Here is a 19986-nt window from a genome sequence, read left to right as displayed (position 1 = left end):
ACATGAATTTCGCGGATGAATTCAAGGGCAAGCGCGTCATCGTCACCGGCGCCTGCGGCATTATCGGCGGCTGGATCGCCAAGGGCTTTGCCGAGGCCGGCGCCGAGCTCTGCCTGACCGACCGCCGCAGCGACGCGCTGATCGCTGCGGCCGAAACACTGGGCGGCAACCCGCTGACCATCGTCGCCGACCTGACCGACGCCGCCGACATGGAGCGCTTTGCCAGTGAAATCGCCGCCACATGGGGCGCACCCGACGTTCTGGTCAACAATGCCGGCATCTACCCTTCAGGCTTCCTGCTCGACATCGGCATCGAGGATTTCGACACGATCATGGGCGTCAATCTGCGGGCACCCTTCCTGCTGTCCAAGCTGTTCGCCCGGCAGATGATCGACAGGGGTGTCGCCGGCTCGATCATCAACATCTCCTCGGGCGCCGCCCGCAAGATGCGCCGCACGGTCGTGCCCTACTGCGTCTCCAAGACGGCGCTGGACCGGCTGACCAAAGGTTTTGCCATCGAACTTGCCGAATATGGCATCCGCGTCAACGCGCTGGAGCCCGGCTTCATCGCCGGCAGCGAGGTGAGCGCCCTGCCCGACGAACATGTCGAGACGGTCATTTCCACCATCCCGCTCGGCCGCTCCTCCAGCATGGCGGATGTCGCCCAGGCAGCACTCTACCTCGCATCCTCGGCCGCATCCTATGTGACCGGAGCGACCCTGACGGTCGATGGCGGCAATTCCATCGGCTCGTTGGCCGTGTTCCAGGCCAAGAAGAGCGCCCTTTGAGGCAGAACTGGAGAGCATGACCATGGCCCAGCCGAAGCCCGATCCCGCCGCGCCGAAATCGCCCTGGAGCGCCTATGAATGGCCTGAAGGCAAGACCTCGGCCGTGCTGCTGTCCGTCGATGTCGATGCGGACTCGCCGCTGCTCTGGTCGCTCGGCGACGAGGCGCCCAGCCGGCTTGCCCATCTGGAGATCCGCAATTTCGGCCCGCGAACCGGGCTCTACCGGCTGATCGAGCTGTTTGCCCGCCATGACCGCAAGGCCAGCTTCTACGTGCCCGGCTATGTCGCGGAACAGAACCCGGAGATCCTGCCGGCGATCGTCGAGGCCGGCCACGAGATCGGCCTGCACGGCTATTTCCACGAGATCGTCTCGGAAGTCTCCGATGCGGAATTCACCGGCGCCCTTGAGGCGAGCCTGGAACTGTTCGACAGGCAGACGGGCATCCGGCCGACCGGTTTCCGCTCGCCGGCCTGGGAACTGACGCCGCATATGCTCAGCGAAATCAAGCGGCTCGGCCTGCTCTACGATTCCTCCCTGTCGGGCTTCGACCACCCTTACGAGATCGCCGGCGTGCCGGAGATCCCGGTGCAATGGGCCGTCGACGACGCCATCTTCTTCAAGTTCGAGGGCGGCGGGCGCGACCGTTTCCCGATGCAATCGGGCCGGATGGTTCTGGCCGACTGGATCGCGGAATGGCGCGCCCTCCATCGCTTCGGCGGCCTCTTCACGCTGACGGTGCATGACTGGATTTCAGGCCGCGCCCAGCGCATCGCCCTGCTGGACGACCTCCTGTCGGAGATCGCCACCGAGTCGACCGCCTGGGTCGCGACCGGCCACGAGATCGCGACGCATTTCGTCGCCTCCGCCAACAGGGACCGTTTCGCGGTGGAGGCGTCCATCCCCGCCGCCATCGGCCCCAGGCGTTTCGGAAAATCCGCATGAACGAGAGCTGGACGGTCAGGAAAGGCGAGGTCCGCAGCCGCCACGGGCTTGTTGCCTGCCAGAACAAGCTGGCGGCCGATGCGGGAGCAGCGGCGCTGTCGCGCGGCGGCAATGCCGTGGATGCGGCTGTCGTCACCACCCTGGTGCTGTCGGTCGTCGAGCCCTGGCTATCCGGCATCGGCGGCGGCGGCTTCATGCTGCGGGCCGATGGCGCGACCGGCGTGGTCGAGGCGCTGGACTTCAACGTCATGTCGCCGCGTAATCTCGACCCGGCCGATTATCCCCTGGCGGAGGGTCGCGACGGCGACTGGTTCGACTGGCCCTCTGTGAAGGACGACAACAACTTGATCGGCTATGGCTCGATCTGCGTGCCCGGCACGATTGCCGGCCTCTCCGAGGCGCTTGCCCGCCACGGCACTATCTCTTTCGAAGAGGCCCTGCAGCCGGCCATCGAGCACGCCCGCAAGGGGCTAGTGGTCGATTGGTTCACCGTGCTGGCGCTGGCCATCGATGCGGCGGGCCTGGCTCGCTACCCGGCCTCGGCCGCGATCTTCCTCAAGGAAGGCCGCGCGCCGAGGGCACCGGAGCGCGGCGTCGAGCAGTTCCTGCCCATGCCGGCCAAGGCCGAGACACTGGAGCGGCTGGCCAAAGCCGGCGCCCGCGATTTCTACGAGGGCGAGATCGCTGCGAAACTGGTGGCCGACCTGGCGGCCGGCGGGTCGCGCATCGATGCGCGGGACCTCGCCACCTACATGCCGCGCTGGATCGATCCGCTGGAACTTTCCTATCGCGGGCTTCAGGTCCACGCCATGGGCGGTCTGTCGGGCGGCCCGACCATGGTCGAGGCGCTGATGGAACTGGACAAGACCCTGCCGACCGATGGCCCGCTGTCGGCACAGGCAGCACTTGCCTTCGCCCGCGCCATCCGTCGGGCCTCGGAACATCGGCTGCGCGCGCTCGGCCATGCCGGGCCGGGCAGCTGCACCACCCATGTCAGCGTGGTGGACGGCTCCGGCACCATGGTCTCGCTGACCAACACGCTGCTGTCGCGCTTCGGCTCCAAGGTGGTGCTGCCGCAGACCAGCTTCCTGATGAACAATGGCGTGATGTGGTTCGATCCGCGTCCGGGCCAGCCAAATTCGATTGCGCCTGATGTGCGGCCGCTCGCCAACATGTGCCCGATCATCGCCTCGCGCGACGGAAGGCCGGTTCTGGCGCTGGGGGCGGCCGGCGGGCGGCAGATCATGCCGTCGCTGGTGCAGCTCCTTTCCTATATCGCCGGCTACGGCCTGTCGCTGGAGGAGGCCTTTACCAGCCCGCGCATCGATGCCAGCGGCGTGACGATCCATGTGGATCGCCGCGCCCGACCCGATGTCACCACCCTGCTTTCCACGGAATTTCCGGTCGAGATCGTCGACGACACGCTCTATCCGGTCAATTTCGCCATTCCCTCCGCCGTGATGCGCGATGGCGAGGCCTTTGTCGGCATGGCCCATCCGAACCACCCCTGGGCCGCCGTCGGCCGGGAGGTCGAATGACCAAACCGGTGCTTGCGGTTTCCGACCTGACGGTGGCGATCCGTGGCCAGACGGTGGTGGACGGCGTGTCGCTCCATGTGGACGAGGGCGAAATCCTGTCGGTCGTCGGCGAATCCGGCTGCGGCAAGTCGATGACGGCCTTTGCCATCATGGGCCTGCTGCCCAGGGTGGCGAAGGTCGAGGGCGGCCGCGTCATGCTGGGCGACACCGATCTGAGGGCCATTACCGAGGAGCAGCGTCGCCGGCTGCGCGGCGAGGAACTGGCGATGATCTTCCAGGAGCCGGTGGCCTCGCTCAATCCGCTGATGCCGATCGGCCGGCAGATCGAGGAAACGCTGATCGTGCATCGCGGCGTCTCGGCCGAGAAGGCGAAATCCGCTGCCATCGCCATGCTGGAGGAGGTCGGCATTCCCGAGCCGCAGATGCGCTACCGCCAGCACCCGTTCGAGCTGTCCGGCGGCATGTGCCAGCGCGCCATGATCGCCATGGCGCTGATCTGTCGGCCGAAGCTTCTGATCGCCGACGAGCCGACCACGGCACTCGACGTCACGATCCAGGCACAGATTCTCGAACTGATGAAGCGGCTACGCGAGGAAACCGGAACCGCGATCCTCCTGATCACCCACGACATGGGCGTAGTGGCCGACATGGCCGACCGGGTGGCAGTGATGTATTCCGGCCGGATCATCGAGCAGGCGCCGGTCGAGGCGATTTTCGCCCGCCAGGAACACCCCTATACAAGGCTGCTACTGTCCACCATTCCGCGCCTCGATGGGCGGCCGAAGACCATTCTGCCTGTTATCGAGGGCACGGTGCCGGATATCGGCGACTGGCCCGTTGGTTGCCGGTTCAATCCGCGCTGTCCGCTGGTCTCCCATATTTGCCGGGCGCGTCAGCCCGATCTTGCACCGCGAGCTGATCTGGGCAGCGCCGCATGCTGGCATCGCGACAGGGTGGAGGAACTGGCATGAACGCGCCCCTGCTGACGGTTCGCGACCTGAAGGTGCACTTCCCGGTTCGCGGCGATTTTCTCGGACGCAACGTGCAATATGTGAAGGCGGTCGACGGCATCGATCTCGACATCGGCATGGGCGAAAGCGTGGCGCTGGTGGGTGAATCCGGCTGCGGCAAGTCCACGCTGGGTGCCGCCATTCTTGGCATGCAGAAGCCGACCAGCGGCACCATCGCCTTCGAGGGTCGTGCGGTGTTCCATGGCGAGCGGGAAACCCGCATCCGCCTGTCGCGTGATATCCAGACCGTGTTCCAGGACCCGGTGGCGGCACTCAATCCGAAGATGACGGTGGGTGACAGTATCGCCGAGCCCCTGGCGATCCACGGCGTCGGCGATGCGAAATCGCGCGCCGAGCGCGTTGCCGAACTGCTGGCGCTGGTGGGGCTGCATCCGCAGCATGCCGGCCGCCAGCCGAATGCCTTTTCCGGCGGCCAGCGCCAGCGTATCGTCATCGCCCGGGCACTCGCCTTGAAGCCCAAGCTGCTGATCCTCGACGAGCCGGTCTCGGCGCTCGACGTGTCGATCCGCTCGCAGATCCTCAATCTGTTGCTGGAACTGCAGCGGCAATTCGGCCTGTCCTACCTGTTCATCAGCCATGACTTGTCCGTCGTGCGTCATTTTGCCGATCGGGTGGCTGTCATGTATCTGGGCCGGCTGGTGGAAACCGGGCCGACGGATGCGATCTTCGCCAGTCCGGTACATCCCTATACCGAGGCGCTGATGTCGGCGGTACCGCTGCCTGATCCGATCGCCCAGCGCAAGCGGCAGCGCATCGTGCTGACGGGCGACCTGCCGAGCCCGGCGAACCCGCCAAGGGGTTGCGCCTTTTCAACCCGCTGCCCCCTGGTGCAGGATCTCTGCCGGCAGGCACCGCCGCCGCTGGTGGCCACCGGCGAAGGGCGCATGGCCGCCTGTTTTGTCCGCGCCGGCGGCCGGGACCAGACAACAGATACGGGGAGCAGACCATGACGGCAGGGCTGAAGCTGACAGCTATCAACGCCGAAAATGCGCCTCAGACCGCGGCGCGGCGCTACTCCCAGGCGATGGAGATCAGCGGTCACCAGCGCCTGCTGTTTATCAGTGGCCAGATCCCGGCAACCAAAGACGGCGATGTGCCCGGCAATTTCGAGGACCAGGCGCGACTTGCCTGGGGCAATCTCGAGGCGCAGCTGGTGGCCGCCGGTATGAGCCTAGACAACCTCGTCAAGGTCACGGTTTTCCTGAAGCGCTACGAAGACCGCGACCTCAATGCCAAGGTACGCTGGGAGATCATGGGCGAGCGGGCGCCGGCCCTGTCGACCATCGTGACGGATGTATACGATCCCGCCTGGCTTCTGGAAATCGAGGCCATCGCCGCCGCGTGACGCGCCGGCACCGCGAGGACGGCCTGTCAGACTGACCGAGGCCCGTCACAATGGGATAACGGCACCGGCTCTTGGAACAAGGCTTCACACAACCGTTGTACAGAAGCTCCGGAGATCGCCGCCCGAAAGGTTTGCCTTGAAGGCTCTCTAGTGCAAATGTGGCTCATGGATCCATACATCGTACTGATCTCTGTTGCCGGTATCGTCGTTCTTCTGACCGCGTGGCTTCCCCTGGTTCTGAGCAGGCTGCCTTTGTCGCTGCCAATCGTCTGCATCCTGCTCGGCGTGATGTTCGCATGGTTCCCGATCGTTGATATTGCGGTCTTCAATCCGCTCGAAAACAGGTATGTCACCGAACGGCTCACCGAATTCATTGTCATCGTCGCGCTGATGGGGGCGGGGCTGAAGCTGGATCGCCCGCTCGGCTTTCGCAGCTGGATGGTCACGTGGCGGCTCCTGGGCATCGCCATGCCGCTGACTATCCTCGCCGTCGCGATCCTGGGATGGGGCTTCCTCAACCTGAGTGCAGCAACGGCCCTCTTGCTGGGAGCGGTTCTTGCGCCGACCGATCCCGTGCTCGCCAGCGACGTCCAGGTCGGCCCGCCCGGATCAGGAGAGGAGGACGAGGTTCGATTTGCCCTGACCTCCGAAGCCGGCCTCAACGATGGCATGAGCTTTCCATTCGTATATCTGGCCATCGCATTGGCAGCCTCTGGAACAGGAACGGTCGACATCCTGTCGCACTGGTTCCTGATCGACATCGTCTGGAAAATCGGTTCGGGCGTGGCCATCGGCTGGATCTTGGGTCGCATCCTGGGCGGGATCACGTTCCGCTTGCCGGAGACGGCGCAACTTGCTCAAACGAGGGATGGCTTTGTCGCCCTGGGAATCACCTGCCTGTGCTACGGCGTCACGGAAATGGCGCATGGATATGGGTTCATCGCCGTATTTGTCGCGGCCCTGACCTTGCGGTCGGCCGAGCGCAACCACGAATACCATGAGAACCTGCATTCCTTTGCCGAGCAGATCGAGCGTCTGCTGAAGATGGCTCTGATGGTCGGCTTTGGTGCCGTCCTTGCCAATGGAGGCTTTGTCAGCGCATTGACCTGGCCCATTGTCGGAGCAGCGCTTGCCATCGTATTCATATTGCGCCCCGTGGCCGGCTGGATCAGCCTCTGGGGCGGACCGCAGTCCCGACCCCACAAGGCCATCATCGCCTTTTTTGGGATCAGAGGCTTGGGATCGTTCTATTATCTCGCCTTTGCCACAGGCCGGGCGGATTTCAGCGACAGCGAGACTGTCTGGGCGACCCTGTTCCTCGTGGTGCTGATCTCGATCACCATCCACGGCATCGCCGTGACCCCGACGATGGCCTGGGTGGACAGAGCGGCCAACAGGAAGACAGGCTAGAGTCGCCCGGCCGAGGTACAGGAAGTACGGGAAATCCAGACCGCCTTGGGGTTGGTCGCGGCGGAAGCAGGCCTATGCGTCATCCCTCTTGCACCTTGCGCTTCATCTCTTTTTTGTCGCGAAACCGGTACCCACTTTCAGGCGACATGCCTTAGAAGGTCTCGGGCACAAACATCTCACGCATGCGGTCAAGATAGATGTCCTCGGATGTCGACCAGCGCAGCTGCGCGAGCATTTTCGTGTCGGCGCCGGCTGGAAAGCGTAAGCGCCGGCCCGTGTCGGTGGCGGCCGCGAAGGCGGCGTCGGCCACCTCCGCCTCGGTGCAGAAGGCCGTCGGATAGTTTGCCATGCGGGCAAAAGCGGCCTGGGCAAATGATGCATAATCCTGCGGGATCAGGCCCTGCATGCGCGGACCGCCGTTCGCCGTGAAATTGGTCGTCGGTGCGTAGCCGGGCTCGACAAGCCGGACCTTGATGCCGAACTGCTCCAGTTCATAGGAGAGCGATTCCGAATATCCTTCGACGGCGAATTTGCTTGCGGCATAAATGGCCACCAGCGGCATGACGCCGATCGTGACGCTCGACGTCACGTTGACGATCACCCCATGACCCTGCTTGCGCATTTGCGGGATGATCTCCCGGCATGCGTTGAATATGCCGAACGTATTGGTTTCGAACACCTCGCGTATCGCGCTGTCCGGCGTGATTTCCACGGCGGATGCCATGCCGATGCCGGCATTGTTGATCCAGACATCGATCGATCCGAACGCTTCGATGGCGGCGGCAATCGCCTGACGGATCGTATCGGGTCTGGTGACATCGAGCGCAATGATTTTCAGCCGCTCAAGCGGACCGGACAAGATATCGGGTTTGGGAGCCCGCATCGTCGCGACGACATTCCATCCTCTCTTAACGAAAAGCTCAGCGATTGCCTTGCCATAACCGGACGAGGTGCCGGTAATCAGAACTGTTTTTGCCATTGGTATCTCCATGATTAAGCCTCATGAGGATATCGCGGCCTCGGAGATTATAAATAACGCAAAGTCCATATTTCGTTATTGTTCGTCCAGACGTGATGGGATATCCTGAAAGAATTACCGAAAGAAGCTGCCCACCAACGTTACGGATCGTACGAAATGGATGCCTTGACCGACGTCGTTCAACTCTTGCGCCCTCGAACGGTCCTGATGGGCAGCATGGCGGCTTATGGCGACTGGGGTGTCCAGGTGCCGGTCCAGGCCGGGCCAATGCTGTATTTCGTGACAGCCGGGCAATGCTGGTTTGATGCGGGCGGCAGCGAGCCGATCCCGGTTCGAGCCGGCGATTTTGTCCTTTCGGCCAGACCGGAGGCAGACTCGTTCCGAAGTCGGCCCGGTCAAAAGACCGTTCTGTCCGACGACGAATTCAAGGCGAGGCATCTGGTCGATGGCGAGGTCCGCATCGGCGACGACAGCCAGGGCGATGCCACCCGCATCCTCGGCGGCGTCATCCTTTGTGATCCGACGAATGCGGATCTGCTGTCGGAGATGATGCCCCGGCTGATTCATGTTTCCGCCGCGGAGGGCATCGGCAAACGGCTGGGCACGCTGCTTTCGCTCATTCGCGATGAGACCAATCATCCCGGACCCGGCAGCGACCTCATCTTGTCCCGCCTGATCGAGGTTCTTCTGATCGAAACGCTGAGGCGCGAAGCCGCAGCCTTGCCTCATCCTGGCCTGCTGCGCGGACTGACGGACCCGCAACTGGCAAAAGCGCTGGCCGAAATCCATGCCAATGTCTGCAGAGACTGGACGATCGCGGAACTGGCGCAGAACGCGGGCATGTCACGCTCGGCCTTTGCCGCCCGGTTTACCGAAGCCGTCGGGCTGGCGCCGGTCGAATATCTGTTGCGCTGGCGGATGGCGATCGCAAAGGACGCGCTGCGCCACGGTCGGGGATCGCTGGAAGACATTGCCGAGAAGATCGGATATCGCTCGGCCAGCGCCTTCAGCACCGCCTTCAGCCGCCGGGTGGGCTGCCCGCCGAGCCTATTCGCCCGCGGCTCTCTTGGTCCTCAATCCAACGCATCGCCACGCAATGCGCAGATCACGGCACGATGACCGGCCGATCGCGACCAGTCGGCAGGCTCGTTGGAAAGATCGACGGGTTAGGCCGCCCAGGTGGCAACCATGTTTCTGACGAGCGCAGCAGAGGACAGCCGATGTCCGGCGCAGCTTGATGCATCCAGCGCGCCGACACGCACCGAGAGACCGCCGCGGGCATTGGCGATAGCGAACATGGATTCATCCGTCAGGTCGTCGCCCATGGCAATCGGCCGCCTGCTCCTGAACGGCTCGGTCTGCAAGAAGCGCTCCAGCGCATCGCCCTTGCTTGCTCGCGCCGGTCGAAGCTCGAACACCATCTTGCCCAGTTGCAACGCCCAGCCCGGCCCGGCAATCTCGGCGTAATGCCGCATCCTTTCCGCCAGGATCGTCTCGTAGTCGGGCGCCAGCCGGTAATGGGCAGCGACCGCCCCGCCCTTGTCCTCGATCAGGACGCCGGGATAGCCCTCAGCCTCGCGCACAAGTTGATGCTTCAACGCCTGAAACGCCTCTGTTTCGGTGGCCGTGGATACACCGGATGCGTCGCGAAATTCCGCGCCGTGCAACCCCGCGAGCGGGAACGAAAAAGGCTTGAACAACAGGTCGGCAAAGGCAAGAGACCGACCGGTGACGAGCGCCATGGCTCCGCCGAGTTTCCCGTAGAGCCGGTTGAGCTGGCCGGGAAGCGCCTCGGGCACCTGGATGGAGTCCGGGGTCGGAGCAAGATTGAGCAAGGTCCCATCGATATCGAGAAACAGGGCCCATTCGTCGGGCGCATTGATCAAGGTTTCAAGCGTCTGAACCGTCACGTCGTCGTCCTGCATAATCATCTCCTGCGCTCTGCCACTCCTATGCAACTAGTCCGCGGTGCCGCGCCGACAAGACCTGGGCGACGGGAACATCTGTCTGCCAGCGGCGTTGTCAGGGCGACTTTATTCTTCACGGGGCTTCTTGATGGCACAAACACCGGCTGCGCAGAAATCGCAGGGACACATGCCGCTCATTCACGGAGCGCTCGAACTGCCATCGGTGCTTGTCGACGACTACAATAACGAGACTCGCGAGCGCGGCGCCTTCGTCGGCGACAAGATCAACAAACAATCCTTCCAGGCAAAGCTTCACGACTGGCGCGAGGTCCTGCGCGGCTATTGCGAAGACCCTCTCGGCAAGAACCTTGCCGAGCCCATCTCCAAGAAGAAGATGGATGCCATATTCGACCCCAAGGACGTGGTTTCGATGGGCCTTGCCATCAGCGCGGTGGAGGATTTTTCACGCGATTTCGCCGACGTCGTCACGAAATTCCTCTCCTTCAAACCCTGGGCGAAGACTGAACGCATCGTCGTTGGCGGCGGTTTTCGAGACAGCCGGGCTGGGGAACTGGCGATCGCCCGCACGATGATGATCCTTCGCGCCGCCGGCACCGACGTGACACTGGCGCCGATTGCCCATCACCCCGATGACGCAGGCCTGATCGGCTCTGTACATCTGATGCCGTCCTGGATGCTGAAAGGCCACAATGCCATTCTGGCAGTCGATATCGGCGGCACCAACATCCGCGCCGGCATCGTCGAGTTCGAACGGCAGAAAAACCTGATCGGCGACGCCAGAGTCACAGCGTCTGATATCTGGCGGCATGCCGACGATCAGCCGAGCCGGAGTGCGGCCATCGCACGGCTTGTCGCCATGCTGGAGGAACTGCTGTCCAAGGCCGGCAAACTCAAACTTGCGCCACTGATCGGCATTGCCTGTCCCGGCATCATCAATCCGGACGGTGCCATCGAGCGCGGCGCCCACAACCTGCCCGGCGGCAATTGGGAGAGCGATCATTTCAACCTTCCGTCCGCCGTCGCCAAGGCGATTCCCACCATCGGCGGTCACGAGACCTTTGTCATGATGCACAATGATGCGGTGGTCCAAGGCCTGTCGCAATTGCCGCTGATGCGCGACGTGTCGCGCTGGGGCGTCATGACGATCGGCACCGGCCTCGGCAATGCCCGGTTCACCAACCGCAAGCCTTCATCGGAATAGTCCTCGTTCCGGCTCGAACATGGAACGCGCGGGATGAGGGCCACCCAACGACTGCAATGAGTAAAATATTCTCATTTGCCGCTTTTATTCGCAGTATTGTCCCCTGCCTTCGGCGCCGCAATCTGACATTCAATTGACCTGAAACTTCCACTTGAAAGGCAAGCCAATGAGCTGGTTCAAAACCCTCGCGACTGTAGCAGCGCTGCAGGCTTTCATCTATGCGCCCGCATTTGCCGGCGAAAACCTCGACCAGATCAAAGCGGCCGGCGTCATCAAGATCGGCACCGAGGGAACCTATGCACCCTTCACCTTCCATGACGCCTCCAACAAGCTGGTCGGCTTCGACGTCGAGATCGGCGAGGCTGTCGCTTCCAAACTCGGCGTCAAGGCCGAGTTCGTGGAAGGCAAGTGGGACGGGCTGATCGCCGGCATCGACGCCAAGCGCTACGACGCCGTGATCAACCAGGTCGGCATTACCGAGGCGCGCAAGCAGAAATACGATTTCTCCGATCCCTACATCGTCTCCAAGGCCGTACTGATCGTGCGGGAGGACAATGCCGAGATCAAGGGTTTCGAAGACCTGAAGGGCAAGACATCGGCCCAGTCGTTGACCAGCAATTTCGGCAAGCTGGCCGAGGCAGCCGGCGCCGAACTGGTGGGCACCGACGGCTTCGACCAGTCGATCCAGCTGGTGCTGACCGGCCGCGCCGATGCGACCATCAACGACAGCCTGTCCTTTCTCGACTTCAAGAAGCAGAAGGCCGACGCTCCGGTGAAGATCGTCGCCGAGAAGGCCGAGGCCGATGCCTCCGGCATCATCCTGCGCAAGGGCGATGCGGATCTGGTTGCCGCGATCAACAAGGCTTTGGCCGAGATCAAGGCAGATGGCACCTACCTGGCGATTTCGACCAAGTATTTCGGCCAGGATGTTTCCAAGTAATACCACGTCGGCCTGTTCCGCTTTCGGAAAATAGGCCATCATCCCACACATCCACATCCGTCCGGCGTTCGCGCCGGACGTCGCTTTTTCGGGGTGCCCCATGCCGCATTGGCTTCAACTGATGATCGATTCCCTGCCCCTGCTGCTCTGGGCCGCGGTCAAGTTCACCATTCCGCTGACGCTGCTGTCCTTCGTGCTCGGGCTGACGCTTGGGCTCGGGACCGCCGTGGCACGCCTGTTCGGGCCAAGGCCGCTGGAGCTGGCGGCGCGTTTTTATGTCTGGGTGATCCGCGGCACGCCATTGCTCGTGCAGCTCTTTGTGATCTTCTACGGCCTGCCCAGCATCGGTGTGCTGCTCGACGCATTCCCGGCGGCACTGATCGGCTTCACGCTCAATGTCGGCGCCTATACCTCCGAGATCATCCGCGCCGCGATCTCGTCCGTGCCCAAGGGACAGTGGGAAGCCGCCTATTCGACCGGCATGTCGTGGCGCCAGGCCATGACCCGCACCATCCTGCCGCAGGCTGGACGCGTCGCCGTGCCGCCGCTCTCCAACACCTTCATCTCGCTGGTCAAGGACACCTCGCTTGCCGCAGCAATCACCGTGCCGGAGCTGTTCCAGTCAGCGCAGCGCATCGTTGCCACCACCTATGAACCGCTGATCCTCTATATCGAGGCGGCGCTGATCTATCTCGCCATGAGTTCCGTCCTGTCGACACTGCAGGGACGCCTCGAGGTGCGCTTCGCCCGCTATGGCGGCATGCTGGAGGCCAATCGATGATCGAGCTCTCCCATATCGAAAAGCGCTTCGGCGAGGCCTTGATCCTCGACGACATCTCGCTCTCCTTCGCGCAAGGCAGCGTCACCGCACTGGTCGGCCCGTCCGGCGGCGGCAAGAGCACGCTGCTGCGCACCATCAACCTGCTGGAACTGCCGACAGCGGGCATTGTCCAGATCGGCGACGACCGGGTCGAATTTTCGCCCGGCCGCAAGGTGGCCTGGCCGTCGATCCAGAAGATCCGCTGCCAGACCGGCATGGTCTTCCAGAACTTCCAGCTCTTCCCGCACCGGACCTCGATCGAGAACGTCATGGAGGGCCTGCTGGTGGTGCAGAAATGGTCGCGCGACAAGGCTCGTGACCGGGCCATGGAGCTGCTGACCAAGGTCGGCATGGCCCACAAGGCCGATGCCTGGCCCGCCAACCTGTCCGGCGGCCAGCAGCAGCGGGTGGCGATTGCCCGCGCCCTTGCCCCCTCGCCGAAAGTGCTGCTCTGCGACGAGCCGACCTCGGCGCTGGACCCGGAATTGTCCGCCGAGGTGGTCGACGTGCTGGGCCAGCTTGCGGCCGAAGGCACGACCATGGTGATGGCCACCCACGACCTGCGGCTTGCCTCGCGCATTGCCAACCATGTCGTCTTCCTGGATGCCGGCCAGGTGGTGGAAACCGGCAGCGCCGAGGCGATCTTCCAGTCGCCCGAAAGAGACCGGACCCGACGCTTCGTCAGCTCGATCAGCGCCGCCCAGACGCTGTAAGCGACACCGAATCCTTTGAATGATGTGCCGACGCCACGCGACGGTACGATCGGCCTTGCGCTCTCAGCGGCGTCCGTCCGGCAACGGGCAGGCTTCGCCACAACCGCCGACGCCGGTCAGGTTATAACGCAGGCAGCAGACTTTCCGCTGGGCGAATTCCAGGCCGCATTGCTGTCGCGCGACGCGCATCATGCCGTGCATCGGATTCTTTCGTCCGTCAGGCCATGTCTGCTCATTGAGCAGGGCAAGGCCACCACCAACCGGTGCGGTCTCGTGCCGGTAGGCGATTTCCTTCAAGATCCAGGAGAGGTAGGCCGCGACATTGTTCCAAAGCAGCTTTGGCGCGACCCCGGCATTTCCCGCCATGGCAGCGATCAGCGGCTCGACGTGGTCGAGCATCAGCCGGTGAAGGTCCTGCTCGGGCGCCGCACTGAACTCCACGTCGCCTGAAAAGACAAACGCCTGCGGCTCGGCGGTGTGCTCGTTGCAGACGAGTGACGCGCCATCAAGGCCGAGCGGCACAGCGCGACGGTTGACGAACAGATGCACGCTCGGCGCGATCGTCAGGATGCTGAAATAAAACAGGCTCCACATCGACACCACGGCGCGCCGGTCGCTGCCGGGAAACTTGCGCCCGTATCGGGCAATAACGCTCTCGAAGACCGCGGGGTCGGCAAGGTCGCGACAGGCAATCACCAGACCGCTCGCCGGGGTGGTGCACAGCAGCTTTTCGCGGCAGTAGGGAAAAGGGCCATCACCGATCAGCCCGTCGAGATCGACGAGAGGTCCTGATGCGATGGTGGTTTTGGCCGGCGAGGTAGCGAACGCGATCCCTTGCATGCATCACCGGCGAAAATTGAGAGCTGTCGTCATAGCCTGCCCCTGTGTCCGGGCGCGACGCTAGAGAGCCGGGAAATCAATGTCAATATAACATGAGTTAAATATTCATGTTATATCCGGACCGGTTACCCCTCAGCCCGCTGTTCCAGGTCGTCGAAATGCGCCTCGAAATACCGTCTCGTCAGCACTGATGTCATCGACAGGCTGCGTTGCGGATCGACGATCAGCGACAGCGTCAAAGGCGGCACGCCGCGATCGCTGAGCGGTACATAGGCAAGCCCGTCATCCCGCCTCGTCGGTGCACCTTCCGGCATGGCGATCAGGCCGAGGCCGCAGCCTTCGCGGACCATGGAGCGCATCAGTTCCAGGCTGTTGGTGGCCAGCACGATCTGCAGCCGCGTCCTGATCTTGGCTGCGGCGATATCCACCGCATCGCGCAGATGGGTGCTGGCGTCGGGGATGATCGTCGGGTGCTGAAAGACCTCCTCAAGGGAGATGCTTTCCCTGGGAGCCGGCGCGAAGCCGTCCGGCAGAACCGCGCGCAAGTGAAAGCGGGCCGAGCGCGTCACCGTGACGCCCGGCAGCGGCTGTGGGCTGAATGTCAGCCCGAAATCCGCAACTCCGTCCAGCACCAATTGGCGCACCCGGTCGGAATCGACGACGGTGACATGATTGCGAATCCGGGGATGCTCGCGCATGAACCTTGCCATGGCAGCGGGAAGAAAGTGCGAAACCGTCTCCTGCGACACGGCAATCTTCACTTCGCCGCGGCGAAGGCCCTTCAACTCCTCAATCTCGAACTTGATCCGGGACAGGTCCTTCTGCCACCGCCGGACGCCGTGAATGAGGATCTCCCCGGCCGATGTCAGCCGTACGCCACGCGGCAGTCGCTCGAACAGCGCGACGCCCAGTTCCTCTTCGGCACGGATCAGCTGCTTGTCGATGGCCGACGCAGAGACGTTGAGCTCTTCCGCCGCTCTGCGGATGGAACCCAGCCGGGCTATTCCGTCGAGGTAATGGGCAAAACGCGAAAAGAGGAGTCTGCTCATGGCAGCCCTGCCGGCGAGTGTTGAAAAAAAGGAAACGCAACGGACGAATTTTGATGTTTGTAAAATGCTGTCCGGCGGATGTCTATAGACAGCATTACGCTCTGAAATCGAACAGTTCACAGGAATGCCGGCCGACATGCATCCATTGACACCGGAAACCTACCGAACCGAAATCGCCGGTGAGACCATCAGCCTTCCGATCATTCCGTTGAACGAGCGGCGGGCCATTGCCCTGTTGATGGTCATCGATATGGGGGTGCGCTTCGGCGATATCGTCGGCGACGCGATGACCGCGCTGTTTGCCGAGCTCAAGCCCGACATCGTCGTCGGCAGCGCGACACTCGGCATTCCGGCTGCAATCGAAGTGTCGCGTCGCCTCGGTCTCGATCACTACGTGATCCTGCAGAAATCGCCCAAGTTCCATCTGGCCGACGCCATGGTCGAGGAGGTCCGCTCCATCACATCGGCCGTTCCGCAGAGGCTCCTTCTGGACCGCCGGGCCATCGCCCTGCTGCAGGGAAAACGCGTGCTGATCGTCGACGACGTCATCGCCACCGGATCCAGCATGGCGGCGGCCATCAGGCTCGTTCGCCGCGCCGGCGCGCACGTGCTCGGGGCGGGCGCCATTCTGACCGAAGGCCACACCTGGCGCCAGGCGCTGGGCCAGGATGCAGCCCTGGTCACGAGCCTTGGTCACATTCCTCAATTCGATATCGTCGACGGGGTGGCGATACCGGATGCCTCGACCGAAAAGGACGCGGCACTGGACCCCGGCATCTTCGGCAACCCTGCCTTTTCGAACGATCGCAAGCGGTCGGCGGGCTGAGGTGACCCAACAGGAAGGGGGCCGACCATCTGGCGCGTCTCCTTCCAATAACAATTCTGGGGAGGCTGTTCGGGGCCCTGCACGTCTCGAACCTTCAGATGAAGCCGGCGTCGCCGCGCCGGCCGTCGCAACCATGTGTGAACGCAAATAAGGGGAACAATAAAATGCAACCGACAACCATTTCGCAGAGTGAAGGCAACAGCCTCTTTCCGATCGTGCTTTCCATCGTCGGAGCCGCCGCGACCGGCGTGCTTTGGGCCTATGCCAACCCGATCCAACTCGTGCCCGGCGTGATCCAATGGCGGATCTTTGCCTTTCTCCCGCCACTGCTCGGCATTCTGCTGGGCTGGCGCAGCGGCTTGATCTGCGGCTATCTCGGCACGATCATCTGGTCGCTTCTCGCCGGCACGTTCATTCCCGCCCATTCCCTGATCGTCGACGGCATCATGGTCGGGCTGACAGGCCTGATCCCCGGACTGCTGTTCGATCCGGCCAAGATGAAGCTCGACCGTGCGGCGCTGGTGAAGATTGCCGTGGTTTGCCTGATCGTCGGCCTGGTCATGGTTGCGGCCGTCTCGGCAAGCCTTGCCTATCTCGGCATTTTCCCGTTCTGGTGGGCCTTCGGCTATCTCGGTCTCTCCGACATCGTGCCCATGGTGATCGGCACGCCGCTTCTCGTCATCCCGGCCCTCAAGATCCTGAAGAGCGCCCATCCCGCAGGCTTCAAGCGCTTCTGAAACGATCCGGGCAAAATCCTGTGCTCAAGATTACCAATCTCAGTCTTGGTTTCGGCGGTCCCGATCCGGTCATCGCCGAGACCGATTGCAGGCTCGACGAGGGGCAGCGCCTTTTGATCTGCGGCGAGGCCGGCAGCGGCAAGACGACCTTTCTTGCCGCTGCCGCCGGCCTCATCCCGCGCCTGATCGCTGTCCCGTCCTTTGGCGGTTCTGTCGAGCTTATGGGACGCAACATCTCCACCTTCAGCCGCAACGAGCTGTTCCGGACGATCGGCTTCGTCTCGCAACATCTGGAAGACCAGCTGTGGGATGTCTGCGTCGAAGACGTCATTGCCTTTCCGATGGAAAACCGCGGGATCGACAGGCAGATCATCCGCGACCGGATCTACCAACTGATCCGGGAATTCGAGCTGGAGGCGCTGTGCGGACGCCGGGTTCTGACCTTGTCGGGCGGTGAACGGCGCATGGTGGCGGTCGCAGCCGCCATCGCCGCCGGCCCGTCGATCCTGGTGATGGACGAGCCGACGACAGGCCTCGACCCAGCTGCCCGCGCCCGGCTGTCCGGCCTTTTGAAAAAGGCGACCCAGTCCGTGTCGGCGCTGCTGCTGTCGGAACAGGATCCGCTGGCGCTTCTCTCCGTGATCGATTCCATCGCCCTGCTGCGCGACCGGCAACTGTCTGCTGCCGCTACGCCTGGGGATATTCTGCCGCAGGACAGCGCCTGGCGGCACGCGGGGATCCTGCCACCGCTCAGGCCCCGCCCACCCCGGCCGTCGGCCGTTACCGGCCGCCCGCTTCTGGCCGTTTCGAAACTCACCACACACCTCGCCCGCTCAGAGGGCCGACCGGTGCTGAAGGACGTCGAATTCGAAGTCCGGGCCGGCGAAGTGCTGGGGCTGATCGGCCGCAACGGCGCCGGCAAGACGACCCTGTTCAAGTCGCTGCTCGGTCTGGCCCGGATCACGTCCGGCTCGCTTGTGATCGACGGCGAGCGCGCCAACGACTGGACGGTTGCGGCCCGCGCCCGCAATATCGCCTATGTGCCGCAGAACATGCGGCATATCCTGTTCAACATGACCGTGGGAGAAGAGGTGGTCTTCGCCATCACCGCGTCGAGTGGAACCTCGACGGACCAGGCGATCCTGACGCGCGCCGCGTCCACCCTCGAGCGCTACGACCTGTCGAGCCTTGCTGAGACCAGTCCGTTCGCCCTGTCGGCCCGCCAGCAGGCGCTGCTGGGCCTTGCCTGCGCCGACGCGGCAGGCGCCCTGGTGGCGATCGTCGACGAGCCCCTTCTGGCTCGGGACATAAAGGGGCGGCGGATGCTGGAGCTTTTCATATCCACAATGATTGAATCGCAGCGCGCCGTCATGCTCATCTCCCACGATCTGGAACTCATGGATGATCTGACGACGAGACTGATGATCCTCGACGACGGCGCCGTCGGCTTTGACGGAAAGCTGGAAGAGGCGTGGCAAAGCCCGGCCTTCCGCCAGCTCGGCTGGCAGGCGCCCTACAGTTCGACCCGGGTCGAGGACATGGCATGAACAGACTGCACGAGATCAATTTTTTCCTCAAGCTCGGGCTCGCCTTTGCCATGATGCTTGTGGCCTGGCTGGTGCCCGGCTGGCGCTTCGGCGTTCCCCTTGCGGTGCTCTGTCTTGTCTTTCTGTGGGCCGTCGGGGTTCCGGGACTGCGCGGCTACATGAAAGGTGCTGCCCTGCTGGCAGGCATGGTCATCGTCAGTTGGCTGGTGAACCTCTGGCTGCAGGGGCTGGCGATGCGCGAGGCCCTGCCGATTGCCGCCGGCATGGCGGTGCGCCTGGTGGCGACAACCTCGGCCTTCTATTTCGTCATGGAAACCAGCACGCCGGGCTCGATCCTGGCGGCTGCCAGCGCGGCGAGGCTGCCGCCGATTGCAACGCTGGTGCTCTCGCTGACCTTCGGCGTCATTCCGATGCTGCGGGACGATTTCGAGCGTATTGCCGATGCCCAGCGCTCGCGCGGCATGGAGATCGACAATGTCAGCCTGCCGACGAAAATCCGCTTTGCCCTGGCGCGCGGCATTCCGCTTCTCGTCCAGGCGATCAGAATGGCCCATGCCATTTCGCTTTCCCTTGCCATCTACGGGTTCGATCTGAGCCACAAGCGGACCACATGGCGCAATGTCGGCCTGATGGTCGAGCCCCGAATGAACATGAAGGATAAAACTGATGCCCGATGAGATTTTGGATCCACGCACCGGACAGATCTGGACGGTCGACGTTGCAGGTCGGCCTGTCGATCTGCCGATCATGGCGATCAAGCCGGATTTCGCCATCTCGCTGATGATGGTGATCGATCTCGGCGTCCGGTTCGGTGAGCATATCGGGCGGGAACTTGCCAGAAAACTCGAACCCCTGAAGCCCGACATCATCGTCGGCACGGCCACCCTTGGCATCCCGGTTGCCATCGAGGTGACGCGGGCCCTGGGGCTGGACGATTACGTCATCCTGCAGAAATCCCCGAAGCTTCATCTGGCCAATGCGCTCGAGCAGCGTATCTCCTCGATCACCTCCAAGGGCGAACAGCGCCTGCTGCTCGACCGCGCCGCGGGTCCGCTGCTTGAAGGCAAGCGCGTCGTGGTAGTCGACGATGTGGTCGCCTCCGGTTCCAGCCTCAAGGGCTCGCTGGACCTCGTCCGCAAGGCCGGCGCAGAAGTGGTCGGTATCGGCGTGATCCTGACGGAGGCCCATGACTGGCGCGAAACGCTGGGCGAAGACCAGGCGCTCATCCACAGCCTTGCCCATATCCCGCAGTTTGAAAAAACCGGCGGTGATGATATCTGGACGCCGATCTCCGGGACCTGACGCTGTCTCCATCGTCAAGCACTCGGCGCCCGTCTGCGAGGCCGGCGCC

At 63.2% G+C, this 19986-nt stretch carries 21 protein-coding genes; 17 read left to right on the top strand and 4 right to left on the bottom strand.

The window, feature by feature from the left end:
- The first annotated feature begins 2 nt into the window (after nt 1-2).
- The 7 genes from HFC70_RS06460 (at nt 3) to HFC70_RS06430 (ending at nt 7055) form a co-directional block, all read left to right on the top strand.
- Nucleotides 3-788, top strand: a complete 786-nt coding sequence (locus HFC70_RS06460; protein ID WP_168472397.1) for an SDR family NAD(P)-dependent oxidoreductase — start codon at nt 3-5, stop codon at nt 786-788.
- Between the two features lie 22 nt (nt 789-810).
- Nucleotides 811-1731 carry a polysaccharide deacetylase gene (locus HFC70_RS06455; RefSeq protein WP_168472396.1) on the top strand — a complete coding sequence of 307 codons (921 nt, stop codon included), beginning with the start codon at nt 811-813 and terminating at the stop codon, nt 1729-1731.
- Nucleotides 1728-3269, top strand: a complete 1542-nt coding sequence (locus HFC70_RS06450) for a gamma-glutamyltransferase (protein WP_168472395.1) — start codon at nt 1728-1730, stop codon at nt 3267-3269. The genes HFC70_RS06455 and HFC70_RS06450 overlap by 4 nt, the downstream gene beginning before the upstream one ends.
- Complete coding sequence (locus tag HFC70_RS06445; protein WP_168472394.1) at nt 3266-4240, top strand: ABC transporter ATP-binding protein; 975 nt, start codon at nt 3266-3268, stop codon at nt 4238-4240. The genes HFC70_RS06450 and HFC70_RS06445 overlap by 4 nt, the downstream gene beginning before the upstream one ends.
- Nucleotides 4237-5250 carry an ABC transporter ATP-binding protein gene (locus HFC70_RS06440; protein ID WP_168472393.1) on the top strand — a complete coding sequence of 338 codons (1014 nt, stop codon included), beginning with the start codon at nt 4237-4239 and terminating at the stop codon, nt 5248-5250. The genes HFC70_RS06445 and HFC70_RS06440 overlap by 4 nt, the downstream gene beginning before the upstream one ends.
- The gene (locus HFC70_RS06435) at nt 5247-5645 is read left to right on the top strand and encodes a RidA family protein (RefSeq protein WP_246735667.1); all 399 of its coding nucleotides are present in this window, start codon (nt 5247-5249) and stop codon (nt 5643-5645) included. The genes HFC70_RS06440 and HFC70_RS06435 overlap by 4 nt, the downstream gene beginning before the upstream one ends.
- A 165-nt stretch (nt 5646-5810) precedes the next feature.
- Nucleotides 5811-7055: a sodium:proton antiporter gene (locus HFC70_RS06430; protein ID WP_168472392.1), complete on the top strand. Its 1245-nt coding sequence runs from the start codon at nt 5811-5813 to the stop codon at nt 7053-7055.
- A 151-nt stretch (nt 7056-7206) separates the two neighbouring features.
- On the opposite strand, the gene HFC70_RS06425 is transcribed toward HFC70_RS06430, so the two are convergent.
- Entirely contained in the window at nt 7207-8034 is an 828-nt protein-coding gene (locus tag HFC70_RS06425; protein ID WP_168472391.1) for an SDR family oxidoreductase, read from the bottom strand.
- 156 nt (nt 8035-8190) lie between these two features.
- Here HFC70_RS06425 and HFC70_RS06420 point away from each other — a divergent pair, with 156 nt between their 5' ends.
- Complete coding sequence (locus HFC70_RS06420; protein WP_168472390.1) at nt 8191-9153, top strand: AraC family transcriptional regulator; 963 nt, start codon at nt 8191-8193, stop codon at nt 9151-9153.
- A gap of 47 nt (nt 9154-9200) precedes the next feature.
- On the opposite strand, the gene otsB is transcribed toward HFC70_RS06420, so the two are convergent.
- Nucleotides 9201-9959 carry a trehalose-phosphatase gene (gene otsB / locus HFC70_RS06415; protein WP_168472389.1) on the bottom strand — a complete coding sequence of 253 codons (759 nt, stop codon included), beginning with the start codon at nt 9957-9959 and terminating at the stop codon, nt 9201-9203.
- Nucleotides 9960-10089: 130 nt separating this feature from the next.
- On the opposite strand from otsB, the gene HFC70_RS06410 reads away from it, so the two are divergent.
- The 4 genes from HFC70_RS06410 to HFC70_RS06395 all read left to right on the top strand — a co-directional run bounded on the left by HFC70_RS06410 (nt 10090) and on the right by HFC70_RS06395 (nt 13636).
- Nucleotides 10090-11163, top strand: a complete 1074-nt coding sequence (locus tag HFC70_RS06410; protein ID WP_168472388.1) for an ROK family protein — start codon at nt 10090-10092, stop codon at nt 11161-11163.
- Nucleotides 11164-11329: 166 nt separating this feature from the next.
- Nucleotides 11330-12103, top strand: coding sequence for an amino acid ABC transporter substrate-binding protein (locus tag HFC70_RS06405; protein ID WP_168472387.1), 774 nt, complete (start codon nt 11330-11332; stop codon nt 12101-12103).
- Nucleotides 12104-12203: 100 nt separating this feature from the next.
- Nucleotides 12204-12884, top strand: coding sequence for an amino acid ABC transporter permease (locus tag HFC70_RS06400; RefSeq protein WP_168472386.1), 681 nt, complete (start codon nt 12204-12206; stop codon nt 12882-12884).
- The gene (locus HFC70_RS06395; protein WP_168472385.1) at nt 12881-13636 is read left to right on the top strand and encodes an amino acid ABC transporter ATP-binding protein; all 756 of its coding nucleotides are present in this window, start codon (nt 12881-12883) and stop codon (nt 13634-13636) included. The genes HFC70_RS06400 and HFC70_RS06395 overlap by 4 nt, the downstream gene beginning before the upstream one ends.
- Before the next feature lie 63 nt (nt 13637-13699).
- On the opposite strand, the gene fhuF is transcribed toward HFC70_RS06395, so the two are convergent.
- Together fhuF and HFC70_RS06385 are read right to left on the bottom strand one after the other, a co-directional pair.
- Nucleotides 13700-14476 carry a siderophore-iron reductase FhuF gene (gene fhuF / locus HFC70_RS06390; protein ID WP_168472384.1) on the bottom strand — a complete coding sequence of 259 codons (777 nt, stop codon included), beginning with the start codon at nt 14474-14476 and terminating at the stop codon, nt 13700-13702.
- A gap of 125 nt (nt 14477-14601) precedes the next feature.
- Complete coding sequence (locus HFC70_RS06385; RefSeq protein WP_168472383.1) at nt 14602-15525, bottom strand: LysR family transcriptional regulator; 924 nt, start codon at nt 15523-15525, stop codon at nt 14602-14604.
- A 136-nt stretch (nt 15526-15661) separates the two neighbouring features.
- On the opposite strand from HFC70_RS06385, the gene HFC70_RS06380 reads away from it, so the two are divergent.
- The 5 genes from HFC70_RS06380 (at nt 15662) to HFC70_RS06360 (ending at nt 19937) form a co-directional block, all read left to right on the top strand.
- Nucleotides 15662-16351, top strand: a complete 690-nt coding sequence (locus HFC70_RS06380; protein WP_168472382.1) for a phosphoribosyltransferase family protein — start codon at nt 15662-15664, stop codon at nt 16349-16351.
- Nucleotides 16352-16515: 164 nt separating this feature from the next.
- A complete protein-coding gene (locus tag HFC70_RS06375) occupies nt 16516-17088 on the top strand; it encodes an aminotriazole resistance protein (RefSeq protein ID WP_168472381.1) in 573 nt (190 codons plus the stop codon).
- Nucleotides 17089-17108: 20 nt separating this feature from the next.
- Complete coding sequence (locus tag HFC70_RS06370; protein ID WP_168472380.1) at nt 17109-18635, top strand: ABC transporter ATP-binding protein; 1527 nt, start codon at nt 17109-17111, stop codon at nt 18633-18635.
- Complete coding sequence (locus HFC70_RS06365) at nt 18632-19312, top strand: energy-coupling factor transporter transmembrane protein EcfT (protein WP_168472379.1); 681 nt, start codon at nt 18632-18634, stop codon at nt 19310-19312. The genes HFC70_RS06370 and HFC70_RS06365 overlap by 4 nt, the downstream gene beginning before the upstream one ends.
- Nucleotides 19302-19937 (top strand): phosphoribosyltransferase family protein, encoded by a 636-nt coding sequence (locus tag HFC70_RS06360; RefSeq protein WP_168472378.1) that lies wholly within the window; start codon nt 19302-19304, stop codon nt 19935-19937. Before HFC70_RS06365 ends, HFC70_RS06360 begins: the two co-directional genes overlap by 11 nt.
- Nucleotides 19938-19986: the final 49 nt, after the last annotated feature.

This window comes from Agrobacterium sp. a22-2 (assembly GCF_012276985.1).
Taxonomy (GTDB): Bacteria; Pseudomonadota; Alphaproteobacteria; order Rhizobiales; family Rhizobiaceae; genus Allorhizobium.
This window is presented reverse-complemented; position numbering and strand designations above follow the sequence as displayed.